Below are 13949 nucleotides of genomic sequence, written 5' to 3' on the forward strand. Positions count from 1 at the left end.
CTGCTCACGGGCGGAAGCGCAGCACCTGCGGGTCGTGGTCGCTGATCTGGTCGTTGAACTCCGAGTTGATGTGCACGGAGTCGTAGTCGAAGTCGCAGCCGCGCCGGATCGCCGGGCTGATCAGGATCTGGTCCAGGACCTGCTCGTTGCCCTGGTAGTCGTAGGTGTAACGCTCGCTCCTGGGCAGCGACTTGATCGCCGACCACAGCTCCCCGTCACCCTCCAGGATCTTCGCCGTCCCGGAGAACTCGAAGTCGTTCATGTCGCCGAGCGCGATGACGTTCGCGTTCTTCTGGACGGCCAGGATGTCATTGACGAACGCGTTCACCTCGGTCGCCTGCGCGTGGCGCTGGATCTCCGAGCTGCGCGTCGGCGGCTGGTACTGCGAGGTCAGGCCCTGGTCGCCGCCCTTGGAGATCAGGTGGTTGGCGATCACGAAGACGGTCTTGCCGCGGAAGACGAACTGGCCGACCAGCGGCTTGCGGCTCTTGGTCCAGGCCGCGTTGCCCGGGTCGATGCGGCCCGGGGAGACCGTCAGCTCGGCCTTGCCGTTCTCCTTGGTGACGCCGACCGCGGTGGTGGAGTCGCCGCCCGCGCGGTCCACGAAGGACACCCGCTCCGGGTTGAACAGGAACACCTGGCGGATGTTGCCGCCCGGCTCGCCGCCGTCCTGGTCGTTGACCGGGTTGATCGAGCGCCAGTCGTACTTCGGGCCGCCCGCCGCGACGATCGCGTCGATCAGTTTGTTCACGGTGACGCTCGCGTCGACCGTGCCGTCGTCCGTGGCGCCGTTGTCGTCCTGGATCTCCTCCAGGGACACGATGTCCGGCGACTGCAGGTTGTTCACGATCGCGGCGGCGTGCTGGTCGAACGTCTTGTCCGACGGGTCGAGGTTCTCGACGTTGTAGGTGGCCACCGCCAGCTCGCGGCTCGACTGCTTGCGCGTGGTCTCGCGCTCCAGTCCGCCGCTCTGCAGGGTGCCGAGCTTGCTCGCCACCAGGGTGTAGCCGCCGTACTGGTTGAAGTCCAGCGGGCCGGTGGTGGCGCCCTCCAGGGTGTCGCCGACGTTCGCCTTCGGGAAGTCGGCGGTCGAGCCCAGCGACTGGATCTGCAGCCGGCCGGTGTTCTGCGAGTCGTAGGAGCCGTAGACCGTGCCGCCGCGCACATTGCGGTGCTCCCACGGCTTCACCGTCACCCACAGCTCGCTGTAGGGGTCGGTGGCGGTGACCACGCGGGTGTCCTCGACCTGGACGTTCATGCCCTCCAGGGACTCGTAGTAGTCCAGGGCGTACGTCGAGGGGTCCAGGGTCAGGCCGTTGATCGAGCCGCCGGCCGCGGTGTCGCCCTGCGGCGCGTACTCGTCCGGGACCGAGTCCTCGTCGATCACGACCGGCGCCGGGACCGCATCGCCGGTGGAGACCGTCGTGATCGCCGGCTTGGTGATCTCCGTGACCGACTGGTTGCCGGAGGCGGTGCCGCCCGGGACGTACTCGGAGACCGTGCCGGTCACCGTCACCGAGTCGCCGACCGCGACCTTCGGCGTGGAGCCGGTGAAGACGAAGACGCCCTCGCTGGTGGCCGGGTTGTCGTCCGGGCTCGGATCCTGGATCCAGAAACCTCTGGAGGAGCCGTACGCCCGCGTGGCCGTGACGATGCCCGGCACATCCGTCACCTTCTGGCCCGCGAACGGCGATATTCGGGTGGTGCTCTGAATGTCGTGGATGCGCACCGAGTCGGCGTGCGCGGGAGACGTGAGAACGACGGCGGACGCCGCGCTGCAGACAGCGGCGACGGTGAGCGCGGCGAGGCGCGCGGAAGACCTGCTCGGCAAGGTATCCCTCCGGGGACGTGACGATGTGCCGGGACGAGGTGGTACGGGAGCGTGTGGGGGTCGTAGCCCTCCGTGACGCGCGTAGAGCCGAGTGAACAGTTGTCCCCCCAACTTCTACGCGCGTCAATCTCCTGCCTGGCGAAGGGAGTTGTCAAGGTTTCGGCCATGTATGGCGGTCGACGGGGAGATGAACCGGGCGGCATGGGTGGAAATCCGTCTAGGCTGAGCGGCTGAGCCCGTTCACGGTCCGAGGAGAACCAGCCGATGTCAGACAGCTCCCCCCTGCCGCCCGTACGGCTGCACCCCGAAGCGGAGCTGGCACGCGCCGCGCTGTCCACCCCGCTGCTCTCCCGCGCCGCCCGCCTCGCCCGCTGGGCCGGGCCCGAGACCCGCGTGGACGCCGGCGGCGGACTGGTCGAGGAGCAGCTTCCGGCCGCCGCCCAACTGCTCGGGCTGAGCGGTGACGACGCCGCCGCGTACGCCAGTGAGGCCTGGCGGGTCGCCATGGACGCCGGGCTGGTCGAGATCGTGGACGAGGAGACGGGGACGGTCCGGGCCGGCGAGGAGCTGAAGCTGCTCACCGGCGGCGCCCCGGCCGATGTGCTCGCCGTGTGGCTCGCCGCACTGGAGACCGTCGTCGCCGACGCGAGCGTCCCGGACCTGGACGATCTGGTCGATGCCCTGGACGAGGGCGGCGAGATCGATTTCTCGTCACTCGACTGGGACCCCGAGGCCGAGGCGGAGTTCCTGGACGGCGTTCTCGGCAACCTCTACCTGCTGACGGTGAGTGAGGGCGGCCCCGGCGAGGGTCCGGTCCCGCTGCCCGCCCTCGCCGCCTCGATGATCGTCCCCGACGGCATGGTCGAGCCCACCAACGACGTCCTTGAACAGGTCTCCGACGCGATGATGCGGCTGGACGACCAGTTCCGGGCGCTGGAGCCGGTCGGACTCGTGGAGTACCAGCCGGTGGACGAGGTGTTGATGGCCGATGCCGAGGAGGAACCCGCGGCGCAACTCGACGACACCGATGTCTCGCGGTACGGCATGGTCCGGCTGACCCCGCTCGGCGTGTACGGGCTGCGGGCGCGGCTGCTGGAGGCCGGGTTCCAGGCGCCGGCCGTCGGTGAGCTCGCCGACAAGGGTGCGGACGCGCTGCTCGACGGTACGGCCGGGTTCGGGCAGTCCGCCGCCCGCGCCGAGACCGAGCTGTGGCTCACGCGGCGCGAACCGCTCGATGCCGCCCGGGAGTTGCTGGCGGCGGCACGAGGTGCGGACGCGGGCGCGCCGCTGCGCCGGCTGCGCTGCCAGCAGGCCTTGTCCCTGATCGGTGCGGAGGCCGAGCCGGCGCTGCGGGAGGTGCTGGACGATCCGGAACTGGGCGGGCTGGCCCGGGTGTGGCTCAGCGAACGGGGCGCGGCGGGTGTGCCGGCGCCGTCCGAGGAGCTGGTGTTCTGGCTGACCATCGACACGGTGGCCGCGCAGCTGGCGGCCGAGGGCAACTCCGAGGAGCTCCAGGCGCTGGTGGAGGGGCTGGCCGCGCAGCACAGCGGGTTCTTCTCCGCGGCCTGGCGGGTGGGGCACCCGGCCACGGCCGATGTGCTGGAGGCGATGGGGCGGCTGCATCCGGACAAGAAGGTGGCGAAGGAAGCGCGGAAGGCCGCGTTCAAGGCGCGGTCGCAGCGCGGGGCCTGAAAAACTCCTTGAGCTGATCATGGCGTGGCTTGAGTCGGCCATGGGGTGGCGTATACGGATTCTTGAACAAGGGTCTCTGAAGTAGTCCGCTGTTCAACCCCTGTTCAAGGTGCGGCGGGAGCGTGTGCGCCGAACCGAGGTCCGCCACCCTCCACGGCACTCCCACCGTCTCAGGAGACTCACCATGTCGCTCACCCGCAGGGACTTCGCCAGAAAATCCGCGATCACGGGTGCCGGGGTCGCCCTGGCGGGCAGCGTCGGCGCACTCGCCACGGCGCCGAACGCCCTCGCTGCGACGGACACCGACAGCGCCGGGACGGAGTCGGCGCACGGCGACCACGACGGCGTCGGCTACGGCCCGTTGGTCCCCGACCCGAACGGCCTCCTCGCCCTGCCCGCCGGCTTCGAGTACAAGATCATCACCTACAGCGGCAGGACCAGGCTGGAGTCCGGCGAGTTCACCCCGTCCAACCACGACGGCACCGCCACCTTCGAGGGCCCCCGCGGCACCACTCTCCTCGTCAACAACCACGAGCTGGCCGGCGCCCGCGCCAACTGGCCGCACCCCGTGCCGCTGACCGAGGGGCTCGTCTACGACCCGGCGGCGGCCGGCGGCTGCACCGTAGTGGAGGTCCGCCGTGGCGGCGAGGTCGCCGAGTGGGTCGGCATCGCCGGCACCGCCACCAACTGCGCGGGCGGCAGCACCCCTTGGGGTACCTGGCTGACCTGCGAGGAGACCGAGGACAAGGCCGGCAGATACGGTTTCACCAAGGACCACGGCTATGTCTTCGAGGTCGACCCGGAGGACCGCCGGGCCAACCGCGACCCCAAGCCCGTCAAGGCGCTGGGCCGCTACGCCCACGAGGCCGTCGTCGTCGACCCCAAGCGAGGCCACCTCTACCTGACCGAGGACGCGGCCGGCCCCAACGGCCTGCTCTACCGCTGGACCCCGCCGGAGGGCTTCCGCCACGGCCGCGGCGCGCTGCGCACCCTCGCCGACGACGCCGGCGTGCTCCAGGCCTTCAAGTGCTTCGACTCCGGCGGCAAGTTCGTGGACGACCTGTCCCGTGCCACGAGGATCGGCACGGTCTACGGCGTCGACTGGATCGACGTCCCCGACCGCGACGCCAAGACGGTCTCGGTCCGCAAGCAGTTCACCGACGGCCAGATCACCCGCGCCCGCAAGCTGGAGGGCATGTGGTGGGGCGACGGCGGCGCCTACATCGTCTCCTCCTACGCCCGTGCGGAGAGCCCGGTCCAGCACGACGGCCAGGTCTGGTTCTACGACCCGCGGCGCCGGACCCTCACCCTGAAGGTGCTGCTCGGCGTGAACCCCGACCCGGGCAAGGACGGCGCCTTCGACGGTCCGGACAACATCACCGTCTCCCCGTACGGCGGCCTGGTCATCGCCGAGGACGGCGAGGGCGTCCAGCACCTGTTCGGCGCCACCGACAGCGGCCGTACCTATCCGATCGCCCGCAACGAACTGAACATCGGCACCGAAGCGGAGCCGGAGTACAGCGAGTTCACCGGCGTCACCTTCTCGCCCGACGGCAAGACCCTGTTCGCCAACATCCAGACGCCCGGCATCATGCTCGCCATCACCGGGCCCTGGAAGCGGCAGCAGCGATAACGCCGGAAGCGGAGATTAATTCGCTCGCAGGTCCACAGCTGCGCCTCCTACAGTGAGATCACAACGTCACGCACCTCCCGGTGCGATGGCAGCGGCTACTTCCCTTTCCAGGAATGAAACAACAGCCGCAGCCGACTTGATCTCGGGAGGCGCAGCTCATGGTGGGTGTCCGGTGCGCAGGCAGCGGATACTTCATTGGGATCAGAAGGTTGCGGGTTCGACTCCCGTCACCGACTTCGGGTCGGTGTAGCTCAATGGACAGAGCATCTGACTAAGGACCGTCGCCGACTCTCGACCTCGGACACCCTCCATTTGCCGCGCCCCCTTCCGAAACCGCAATGAATTCGGGGGAATTCACCATGGCGCGATTCAACACGCGTGCCGCCAAGGCGCAGCCGACCTCGCCCGTCACCACCACCGCCCGCACCCTGCGGACCTACGAGGGCGGCCGGGGCCACGAGCGCGACACACGCTCCCAGCTCTTCCTGCTCGCCGTCTCCAACTTCGTCACGCGGAGCACCTTCTACGAGTCCGGCACCGACCGCGACGACCGGTTCGCCGAGCTCGTGCGCGACCTCGCCGTCAGCGACCCCGACTGGACCGCCGGCCTGCTCGGCTGGCTGCGCGGTGAGGGGCACATGCGGACGGCCTGGCTCGTGGGCGCCGCCGAGTATGTGCATGCACGTCTGACGGCCGGCGCGACCGACGGCCCGGCCAACCGGCAGGTCGTGGACTCCGTGCTCCAGCGCCCGGACGAGCCCGGCGAGCTGCTCGGGTACTGGACGTCGAGGTACGGCCGTGCCGTCCCCAAGCCCGTCAAGCGCGGGGTCGCCGACGCCGTACGACGGCTGTACCACGCCAAGTCGCTGCTGAAGTACGACACCGCGTCCAAGGGCTACCGCTTCGGCGACATCCTCAACCTCGTGCACGCGGCACCGGACCCGGACAAGCCGTGGCAGGGCGCGCTGTTCCAGTACGCGCTCGACCGCCGGCACCACCCGGACACCGCCGTGCCGCCCGCGTCCCTGCCGGTGCTCACCGCGCACCGCGAGCTGATGGCGCTGCCGGTGCCGGAGCGGCGGTCGGTCGTGACCTCGCCCGGCGGTGCAGAGCGGCTCGCGGCGGCCGGGATCACCTGGGAGGCGCTGGCCGGCTGGCTGCAGGGCCCCATGGACAAGGCGGCCTGGGAGGCCGTGATCCCGTCCATGGGTGCGATGGCGCTGGTCCGCAACCTGCGCAACTTCGACGAGGCAGGGGTGTCCGACGAGGTCGCGGCCCGGGTGGCGGCGAAGATCAGCGACCCGGAGCAGGTGGCGCGCTCGCGGCAGTTCCCCTTCCGCTACCTCGCCGCCTACCGGCACGCACCGTCGCTGCGCTGGTCGTACCCGCTGGAGCAGGCGCTCGGCCATTCGCTGGCCAACGTGCCCGCGCTGCCGGGCCGGACGCTGGTCCTGGTCGACCGGTCGGGCTCGATGTTCTGGTCGCAGTCCCAGGACGGCTCGGGGCTGACCCGGGCGGACGCGGCGGCGATCTTCGGCACCGCGCTCGCGCTGCGGGCGGCCGACGCCGACCTCGTCCAGTTCGGTACGACCAGCGACAGGGTGCCGTTCCGCAAGGGCGAGTCGGTGCTGAGGATCCTGGAGCGCTTCGGCAGCCTGGGCGGCACCGACACCACCGACGCGGTGCGCCGGCACTACCGGAAGCACGACCGGGTGCTGATCGTCACCGACGAGCAGTACGCCCCGAACCGGCACGGCGCCCCGACCGACCAGGTCCCGGCCCATGTGCCCGTCTACACCTGGAACCTGGAGGGGTACCGGGCGGGCCACGGACCGTCGGGAAGCGGGAACCGGCATGTATTCGCCGGCCTTTCGGATGCTGCCTTCCGCATGGTGTCCCTGATCGAGAATGGTCGCGACAGCCGTTGGCCGTGGCTTGTCTGAGTTCTGGCGGCCCTGCGCGGCGGAGCTTGTGCGGACGCCGGGCCCGGGGGGACGGGGCCATGATGGAAGAGTGCCCTGCCCCCCGGCGCCTCGTCCTGCGACGCCCGGCCCGTCCGAGGCCCCCCGTCCCGCCGCCGCTCCCGGTCGTCTGGAGTCGGGCCCCACGCCGCGGAGTGCCGTGGTGTGGCTGCCGCCGGCCGGGCTGTGGCCTGCCATCCAGGGCATCCGTGCCGAGCACGACCCGCAGATCCGCCGCTGGCCGCCCCATGTGAACCTGATCTTCGGCTTCGTGCCGGAGGAGGACTTTCCGGCGGCGCTCCCGCTGCTGGCCGCGGCGGCCGTGGAATGCGAGCCCTTCGACATCCGGCTCGGCGGGGTCCGCTCCTTCCGCCACCGGTCCTACTCCACCGTGTGGCTCGACCCCGCGGCGGCCGGTGCCGCGCCCTGGACGGAGCTCCGGCGTGTGCTGGCGGAGCCCTTCCCGTCCTGCACGGACCGCTTCCCGCGCTTCACCCCGCACCTCTCGCTCGGCCGCACCCGCGTCCCACGCGTCCTCACCGCCGAGTGCGCCGCCCGGCTCGGCGTGCTGCACGCGCGCGTGGACGAGATCGCCGTGCTGTCGCGCCGGGGTGACGGCCCCATGCGGACGCGTGCCACGATCGGCCTGGGCACCGGCGCGGTACGCCACCACCTGGGACCGGACCCGGCGACCGGCGGATACGAGCCACCCGAGCGGCACTGACCGGGTGAACCAGGTCTCGCTAGGCTGTGGAGATGATCCCCGGTGTGCGAGGAGTTGCTGGATGCCGCAGGTCAGGCCCATGCGCGCGGACGCCCGACGCAACTACGAGCGGTTGCTGAAGGTCGCGGCCGAAGCGTTCGCCGAGCATGGGGAGAACGCGTCGCTGGACGACATCGCCAAGCGGGCGGGCGTCGGCTCCGGCACGCTCTACCGGCACTTCCCGACCCGGCAGGCGCTGCTGGAGGCCGCGTACGTGGACCGGATGGAGGCGCTGGGGGCGCGGGCCGACGAGCTGGCGAAGGAACTGCCGCCGGGTGAGGCGCTGATGGAGTGGCTGAACGAGTTGTGCGTCGCCACGATTCAGGTGCGCGGGTTGAAGGCGCTGCTGGGGTCGGCGGTCACGGACGGCAGCTCGGCCGCGTCGACGGCGTGCGCCACCACGGTGCACAGGGCGGCGGGCCGTTTGGTGGAGGCGGCTCAGAATGAGCGTGCCCTGCGGGCCGACCTGCGGCCGATCGAGCTGCTGCGGCTGGCCCACGGGGTGGCGACGGCCTCGGAACTGGGGGGAGGGCAGGGCCGGGAGATCCGGCGGTATCTGACGCTGCTGGCACAGGGGCTGGCGCCCTGAAGGGCGCGAGGAACTCGTGGCCGGCAACGGTCCGCACCCCAGCGGCGATCTACGGCCCCACAGCTCCCCGCACCCGACCGGCTACAGGGCCCGCGCCCCCGGCTCGACCATGTTTCTCACCGTCCGGGCCTTCACGAAGTCGCCCAGCGCCGTCATGTCCCACTCACCCGAGAACTGGCGGATGAGCTTGGCCATCATCACTCCCGTCTGGGGCTCGGCGTGGGTGAGGTCGAAGCGGACCAGTTCCTCGCCGGTCGTGGCGTCCAGCAGACGGCAGTAGGCCTTGGCGACCTCGGTGAACTTCTGCCCCGAGAAGGAGTTGACCGTGAAGACCAGGCCGGTGACCTCCTGGGGGAGACGGCCGAGGTCGACCGTGATCACCTCGTCGTCGCCCGCGCCCTCACCGGTGAGGTTGTCACCGGAGTGCCTGATCGCGCCGTTCAGGATCGTCAGCTTGCCGAAGTAGCAGCTGTCGATGTGGTTGCGCTGCGGGCCGTAGGCGATCACCGAGGCGTCCAGGTCGATGTCCGCGGCATGGAACGCCGGCTCCCAGCCCAGCCCCATCTTGACCTGGGAGAGCAGCGGGCGGCCGCCCTTGATCAGGGACACGGTCTGGTTCTTCTGGAGGCTGACCCGGCCCTTGTCGAGGTTGATCTTCCCGGCGCCCGCAGCGGGCCCGGGCGGGACCGGGGGAGCGGACATCGGCGGGGCGGGCGGGGTGACCGGGGTCTGCATGGCGGGCGCCGGCGGGGCCACCGGCTGCGCAGGGGCTGCCGCCGGCTCCTCCACGGTCACCCCGAAGTCCGTCGCGATGCCGGCCAGACCGTCGGCGTACCCCTGGCCGACCGCGCGGGCCTTCCAGACGCCGCCCCGGCGGTAGATCTCCACGACGACCAGCGCCGTCTCCGTGCCGAGCTGCGGCGGGGTGAACGTGGCCAGCACCGCACCGCCGTCCGCGTCGCGGATCGTGGCCGTCGGTTCGATGCCCTGGAAGGTCTGGCCGACCGCGTCCGGGCTGGCCGTGACCACGATCTTGTCGATGTCCGGGGGGACGGCGGCGGTGTCGACCGTGATCGCGTCCGGCGCCGCACCGCCGCCGGAGGCGTATGTCACGCCCGGCCCCGCCGGCTGGTTGTAGAAGATGAAGTCGTCGTCCGAGCGCACCTTGCCGTCGGCCGTGAGCAGCAGGCCCGACACGTCGAGCCGCACCGGAGCGGCGACGTCCACCGTCACGCGCGCGGCCGAGAGAGGGATGTTCGAGCCAGGGGTCATAGCTGTCATGCCGGGTGAACGAACGACACCGCTTTACCGTTCCCTTACCCGCCGAAACCCGTCGAACGGCCCGCCGAACGGCCTACGGCACCACCACGATCTTCCGGCCCACCCCGGCCGCGAACTGCTCCAGCGCCTGCGGATACCGCGCCAGCGGGATCCGGTCGCTGATGAACACCTGTGGGTCCAGCACCCCGTTCGCGAACAGCTCGGCCGCCCGCTCGAAGCTGTGCAGCACCGCCATGGAACCGGTGATGGTGATCTCCTGGTTGTAGATGCGGTACGGGTCGATCGTCACCCGGGTCGCGTAGTCGGCCACCCCGAACTGCAGGAACGTGCCCGCCTTCGCCACCCGCTCCAGGCCGTCCTGGATCGCCGCCGCGTTGCCGGTCGCGTCCACGACCACGTCCCAGCCCTGCGGGCGGTCCAGCTCGTCCGCGCCGGCCGCCGCGCCCGAGACACCGAGCCGGCGGGCCGTCTCCAGCCGGGCCGGGTTCACGTCGACCACGTCCACGCTCGCCGCGCCGGTCCGCTTGGCCAGCTCCAGCATCATCAGGCCCATGGTCCCGGAGCCGTAGATCAGGACGTGGGCGCCGAGGCGGGACTGCAGGACGTCGTAGCCGCGCACCGCGCAGGACAGCGGCTCGACCAGGGCCGCGTCCTCGGTGCGCACGTGCTCGGGCAGCTTCACGCAGTTGGCCACGGGGGCGACGGCGTACTGTGCCGCCCCGCCCGCCGTCGTCACGCCGATCGCGCCCCACCGCTCGCACATGTTGTTGTGGCCGTCGCGGCAGTAACGGCACTCGTAGCAGTACAGGGAGGGGTCCACGGCCACCCGGTCGCCGACCGCCACCTCGGTCACCCGGCTGCCGACCCCCACCACCTCGCCCGCGAACTCGTGCCCGGGGACGATCGGCAGCTCGGGCGCGAACTCGCCCTGGAGGATGTGCAGATCCGTGCCGCACAGTCCGCAGGCCGCCACCTCGACGACGACCTCGCGGGGACCCGGAGTCGGGTCGGGCACCTCGGTGACGACGGCGCGGCCCACGGACTCGATGACGGCGGCCTTCATTTCACGGCTCCCAACGACAGGCCCTGGACCAGCTTGTCCTGGGCGGCGAACCCCGCGGCGAGCACCGGCAGGGAGACGACGAGCGACGCGGCGCACACCTTGGCCAGGAACAGGCCCTGGCTGGTGATGAAGCCGGTCAGGAAGACGGGGGCGGTCTCGGCGACCACGCCCGTGAGCACTCGGGCGAAGAGAAGTTCGTTCCAGCTGAAGATGAAGCAGATCAGCGCGGTGGCGGCGATGCCGGGCAGGGCGATCGGGGCGACCACGCGCGCGAGGATGGTCGGCAGCCGGGCGCCGTCGATCTGCGCCGCCTCGATCACCGCCACCGGGACCTCGGCGAGGAACGACTGCATCATCCACACCGCGATCGGCAGGTTCATGGAGGTGTAGAGGATGACCAGGAGCCAGACGTTGTCGAGCATCCCGGTGTTCTTCGCGAACAGGTAGATCGGCAGCAGTCCGGCCACCACCGGCAGCATCTTCGTGGACAGGAAGAAGAACAGGACGTCCGTCCACTTGCGGACCCGCCGGATCGACAGCGCGTACGCGGCCGGCAGGGCGAGGAGCAGCACGCAGATCGTGGACACCACGGACGCCACGGTGGAGTTGACCAGCGCCGGCCAGGGGCTCGCGCCGCCGCCCGCCCCGAAGAACTCGCGGTAGCCGTCGAGGGTCAGCGAAGCGGCGAAGGACGGCGGGTTGGTCGCCGCGTCCGACTCGGAGTGGAAGGACGTCAGCGCCATCCAGGCGATGGGCAGGAAGAACACGATCCCGACGAGCCAGGCCACGAGACCCAGGCCGCTACGGCTCCGCACGGCGTTCATGCGCGGGACACCTCCTCGCGGAACAGGGACGACACCACGCGCAGGGCGAAGGTCGCGATGATGATCGAGCCGATGACCACCAGGACGCCGGCGGCCGAGGCGAGGCCGTTCTCGTGGGCCTGGTAGAAGCTCTGGTAGACGGTGTAGGGCAGGTTGGCGGTGCCGAGTCCGCCGGACGTGATCGTGAAGACCGCGTCGAAGTTCTGGACGATGTAGATCGAGCCCAGCAGGGCGCCGAGTTCGAGGTAGCGGCGCAGATGCGGAAGCGTCAGATGGCGGAAGACCTGCCAGTCGTTCGCGCCGTCCACCCGCGCGGCCTCGATCTGCTCGTGGTCACGGCTCTGCAGCCCGGCGAGCAGGATCAGCATCATGAACGGCGTCCACTGCCACACCAGGGAGGCCTCGACCGCGAGCAGCGGGGTGTTGGAGATCCAGTCGGGCTGTGGGCCGCCCACATAGTGCAACAACCCATTGAGCAGGCCGTATTCGGGGTTGTAGAGCACATGCTTCCAGAGCAGGGCCGCGGCCACCGGGACGACGAGGAACGGGGCGATCAGCAGGGTGCGGACGACGCCCCGGCCGCGGAACTTCCGGTCCAGGAGCAGGGCCAGCGCCAGCCCGAGGACCAGGCTGACCAGCACCACCGTCACCGTGAGCAGCACGGTCGTCCAGACCGAGTGGCGCAGGTCCGCGTCGGTCAGGACCTGGCGGTAGTTGTCCAGGCCGGTGAAGTGGCGGGCCTTGGGATAGAGGGCGTTCCAGTCGAAGAAGGAGATCACCAGCGTGGCCACGAACGGCAGCTGGGTGACGACGATCATGAAGACGAGGGCGGGCATGAGGGGGGCCCGGGTGGCCCAGGCGCGCAGGCGGGCGGAGGGCTGCCGCGTGGCGCGTACCGGTGCGGTCGCAAGGGGTGCTGTCGTCGCGGTCATCGTCCCTCGTACTCCTTGGAGATCTTCTCGGCGAGCGCTTGAGACTTCTGCAGGGCCGAGTCGACGGACTGGCGTCCGGCGATGGCCGCACTGATCTCCTGGGAGACCTTGGTGCCGAGGTCGGTGAACTCGGGGATGTCGACGAACTGGATGCCGGGCGCCGGGCGCGGCTGTACGCCGGGGTCGTTCGGGCGGGCGCTCTCGATGGCCTGTTTCGTCATGTCCTGGAAGGCGGCGGCCGACGCACGGTAGTCGGCGTTGGTGTACGTCGACGCCCGCTTGCCCGCCGGGACGTTCGGCCAGCCGCTGGTCTCACCGACCAGCCGCTCGTACTCCTTGCCGGACGCCCAGGACACGAACTTCCAGGCCTTGTCCGGATTGCGGGAGGCCTTCTGGATGCCCCAGGCCCAGGTGTAGAGCCAGCCGGAGGACGGGGTCTTCTCCACGGGGGCGGGGGCGTAGCCGAGCCTGCCCTTGACCGGGGATCCCTTCGCCTCCAGCAGGCCGGCCGCGGAGGTGGCGTCGTACCACATGGCGACCTTCCCCTGGGTCGTGTCGTTGAGGCACTCGGCGAAGCCGGACTGGGCGGCACCGGACTCGCCGTGCGCGCGGACCAGGTCGACATAGAACTTCGTCGCCTTTTCGAACTCGGGGGAGTCGAGGTGCGCCTTCCAGTTCTTGTCGAACCAGGTCCCGCCGAAGGTGTTCACCACGGTGGTCAGCGGCGCGATCATCTCGCCCCAGCCGGGCAGGCCGCGCAGACAGATGCCCTTCATGCCGGACTGCGCTCCGTCCAACCGCGCGGCCAGATCGGCGACCTGCTGCCAGCTCGGATGCGCCGGCATCGTCAGGCCCTTCGCCGCGAACACGTCCTTGCGGTACATCAGGAAGGACGACTCGCCGTAGAAGGGCTGGCCGTAGAGCTTGCCGTCGGAGCCGGTCAGCGACTGGCGCATGGGCGCGAGGACGTCCTGTTCGTCGTACGACGGGTCCCCCGCGACGTACGAGCTCATCTCGTGCAGCCAGCCGTTGCGGGCGTAGATCGGTATCTCGTAGTTGCTCAGGGTCGCCACGTCGTACTGGCCGGCCTGGTTGGCGAAGTCCTGGCTGATCTTGTCGCGGACGTCGTTCTCGGGCAGGACCGTGAAGTTGACCTTGATGCCGGTCTCCTTGGTGAAGCGGGGGGCGAGCTTCTGGAGTTCGGTCATCTGGGGGTTGTTGACCATCAGCACGTTGATGGAGTTGCCACCACCGGTCCCGCCCGCGCCGACCCAGCAGCCGGAGAGCAGCGGGGCGAGCAGCGTCCCTGCGGCGGCCATGGCGAGCGTGGCTCGCGGCCTCCGTCGGCTCTGGGTTCGCATGGATCGCTCCTGGAGATAT

General features: G+C 70.4%; 11 protein-coding genes. 5 read left to right on the forward strand and 6 right to left on the reverse strand.

The window, feature by feature from the left end; all coding sequences use genetic code 11:
* Nucleotides 1–4: 4 nt before the first annotated feature.
* The gene (locus ACZ418_RS27700) at nucleotides 5–1831 is read right to left on the reverse strand and encodes an endonuclease/exonuclease/phosphatase family protein (RefSeq protein ID WP_468368023.1); all 1827 of its coding nucleotides are present in this window, start codon (nucleotides 1829–1831) and stop codon (nucleotides 5–7) included.
* A gap of 264 nt (nucleotides 1832–2095) precedes the next feature.
* On the opposite strand from ACZ418_RS27700, the gene ACZ418_RS27705 reads away from it, so the two are divergent.
* The 5 genes from ACZ418_RS27705 to ACZ418_RS27725 all read left to right on the forward strand — a co-directional run bounded on the left by ACZ418_RS27705 (nucleotide 2096) and on the right by ACZ418_RS27725 (nucleotide 8469).
* Nucleotides 2096–3523 (forward strand): hypothetical protein, encoded by a 1428-nt coding sequence (locus ACZ418_RS27705; protein WP_468368026.1) that lies wholly within the window; start codon nucleotides 2096–2098, stop codon nucleotides 3521–3523.
* A 184-nt stretch (nucleotides 3524–3707) separates the two neighbouring features.
* Nucleotides 3708–5156 carry an alkaline phosphatase PhoX gene (locus ACZ418_RS27710; RefSeq protein WP_468368029.1) on the forward strand — a complete coding sequence of 483 codons (1449 nt, stop codon included), beginning with the start codon at nucleotides 3708–3710 and terminating at the stop codon, nucleotides 5154–5156.
* Nucleotides 5157–5515: 359 nt separating this feature from the next.
* Nucleotides 5516–7099: a TROVE domain-containing protein gene (locus tag ACZ418_RS27715; protein ID WP_468368032.1), complete on the forward strand. Its 1584-nt coding sequence runs from the start codon at nucleotides 5516–5518 to the stop codon at nucleotides 7097–7099.
* Between the two features lie 178 nt (nucleotides 7100–7277).
* Nucleotides 7278–7841: a 2'-5' RNA ligase family protein gene (locus ACZ418_RS27720; RefSeq protein WP_468368035.1), complete on the forward strand. Its 564-nt coding sequence runs from the start codon at nucleotides 7278–7280 to the stop codon at nucleotides 7839–7841.
* A 61-nt stretch (nucleotides 7842–7902) separates the two neighbouring features.
* The gene (locus tag ACZ418_RS27725) at nucleotides 7903–8469 is read left to right on the forward strand and encodes a TetR/AcrR family transcriptional regulator (protein WP_468368038.1); all 567 of its coding nucleotides are present in this window, start codon (nucleotides 7903–7905) and stop codon (nucleotides 8467–8469) included.
* 81 nt (nucleotides 8470–8550) lie between these two features.
* On the opposite strand, the gene ACZ418_RS27730 is transcribed toward ACZ418_RS27725, so the two are convergent.
* The 5 genes from ACZ418_RS27730 to ACZ418_RS27750 all read right to left on the reverse strand — a co-directional run bounded on the left by ACZ418_RS27730 (nucleotide 8551) and on the right by ACZ418_RS27750 (nucleotide 13930).
* A complete protein-coding gene (locus ACZ418_RS27730) occupies nucleotides 8551–9741 on the reverse strand; it encodes a TerD family protein (protein ID WP_468368041.1) in 1191 nt (396 codons plus the stop codon).
* 82 nt (nucleotides 9742–9823) lie between these two features.
* Nucleotides 9824–10813, reverse strand: a complete 990-nt coding sequence (locus ACZ418_RS27735; RefSeq protein ID WP_468368043.1) for a zinc-dependent alcohol dehydrogenase family protein — start codon at nucleotides 10811–10813, stop codon at nucleotides 9824–9826.
* Entirely contained in the window at nucleotides 10810–11637 is an 828-nt protein-coding gene (locus ACZ418_RS27740; protein ID WP_468368045.1) for a carbohydrate ABC transporter permease, read from the reverse strand. Before ACZ418_RS27740 ends, ACZ418_RS27735 begins: the two co-directional genes overlap by 4 nt.
* Nucleotides 11634–12569 (reverse strand): carbohydrate ABC transporter permease, encoded by a 936-nt coding sequence (locus ACZ418_RS27745; RefSeq protein WP_468368048.1) that lies wholly within the window; start codon nucleotides 12567–12569, stop codon nucleotides 11634–11636. Before ACZ418_RS27745 ends, ACZ418_RS27740 begins: the two co-directional genes overlap by 4 nt.
* Nucleotides 12566–13930: an ABC transporter substrate-binding protein gene (locus ACZ418_RS27750; protein ID WP_468368051.1), complete on the reverse strand. Its 1365-nt coding sequence runs from the start codon at nucleotides 13928–13930 to the stop codon at nucleotides 12566–12568. Before ACZ418_RS27750 ends, ACZ418_RS27745 begins: the two co-directional genes overlap by 4 nt.
* Nucleotides 13931–13949 lie beyond the last annotated feature (19 nt).

It is taken from the genome of Streptomyces sp. NPDC030820 (assembly GCF_055572075.1).

Bases quoted from the DNA above. Each gene is read 5' to 3' on its own strand.
- ACZ418_RS27730 (WP_468368041.1), bottom strand. From the start codon at position 9,741: ATGACCCCTGGCTCGAACATCCCTCTCTCGGCCGCGCGCGTGACGGTG.
- ACZ418_RS27745 (WP_468368048.1), bottom strand. From the start codon at position 12,569: ATGACCGCGACGACAGCACCCCTTGCGACCGCACCGGTACGCGCCACG.
- ACZ418_RS27710 (WP_468368029.1), top strand. From the start codon at position 3,708: ATGTCGCTCACCCGCAGGGACTTCGCCAGAAAATCCGCGATCACGGGT.
- ACZ418_RS27705 (WP_468368026.1), top strand. From the start codon at position 2,096: ATGTCAGACAGCTCCCCCCTGCCGCCCGTACGGCTGCACCCCGAAGCG.
- ACZ418_RS27750 (WP_468368051.1), bottom strand. From the start codon at position 13,930: ATGCGAACCCAGAGCCGACGGAGGCCGCGAGCCACGCTCGCCATGGCC.
- ACZ418_RS27735 (WP_468368043.1), bottom strand. From the start codon at position 10,813: ATGAAGGCCGCCGTCATCGAGTCCGTGGGCCGCGCCGTCGTCACCGAG.
- ACZ418_RS27715 (WP_468368032.1), top strand. From the start codon at position 5,516: ATGGCGCGATTCAACACGCGTGCCGCCAAGGCGCAGCCGACCTCGCCC.
- ACZ418_RS27725 (WP_468368038.1), top strand. From the start codon at position 7,903: ATGCCGCAGGTCAGGCCCATGCGCGCGGACGCCCGACGCAACTACGAG.
- ACZ418_RS27740 (WP_468368045.1), bottom strand. From the start codon at position 11,637: ATGAACGCCGTGCGGAGCCGTAGCGGCCTGGGTCTCGTGGCCTGGCTC.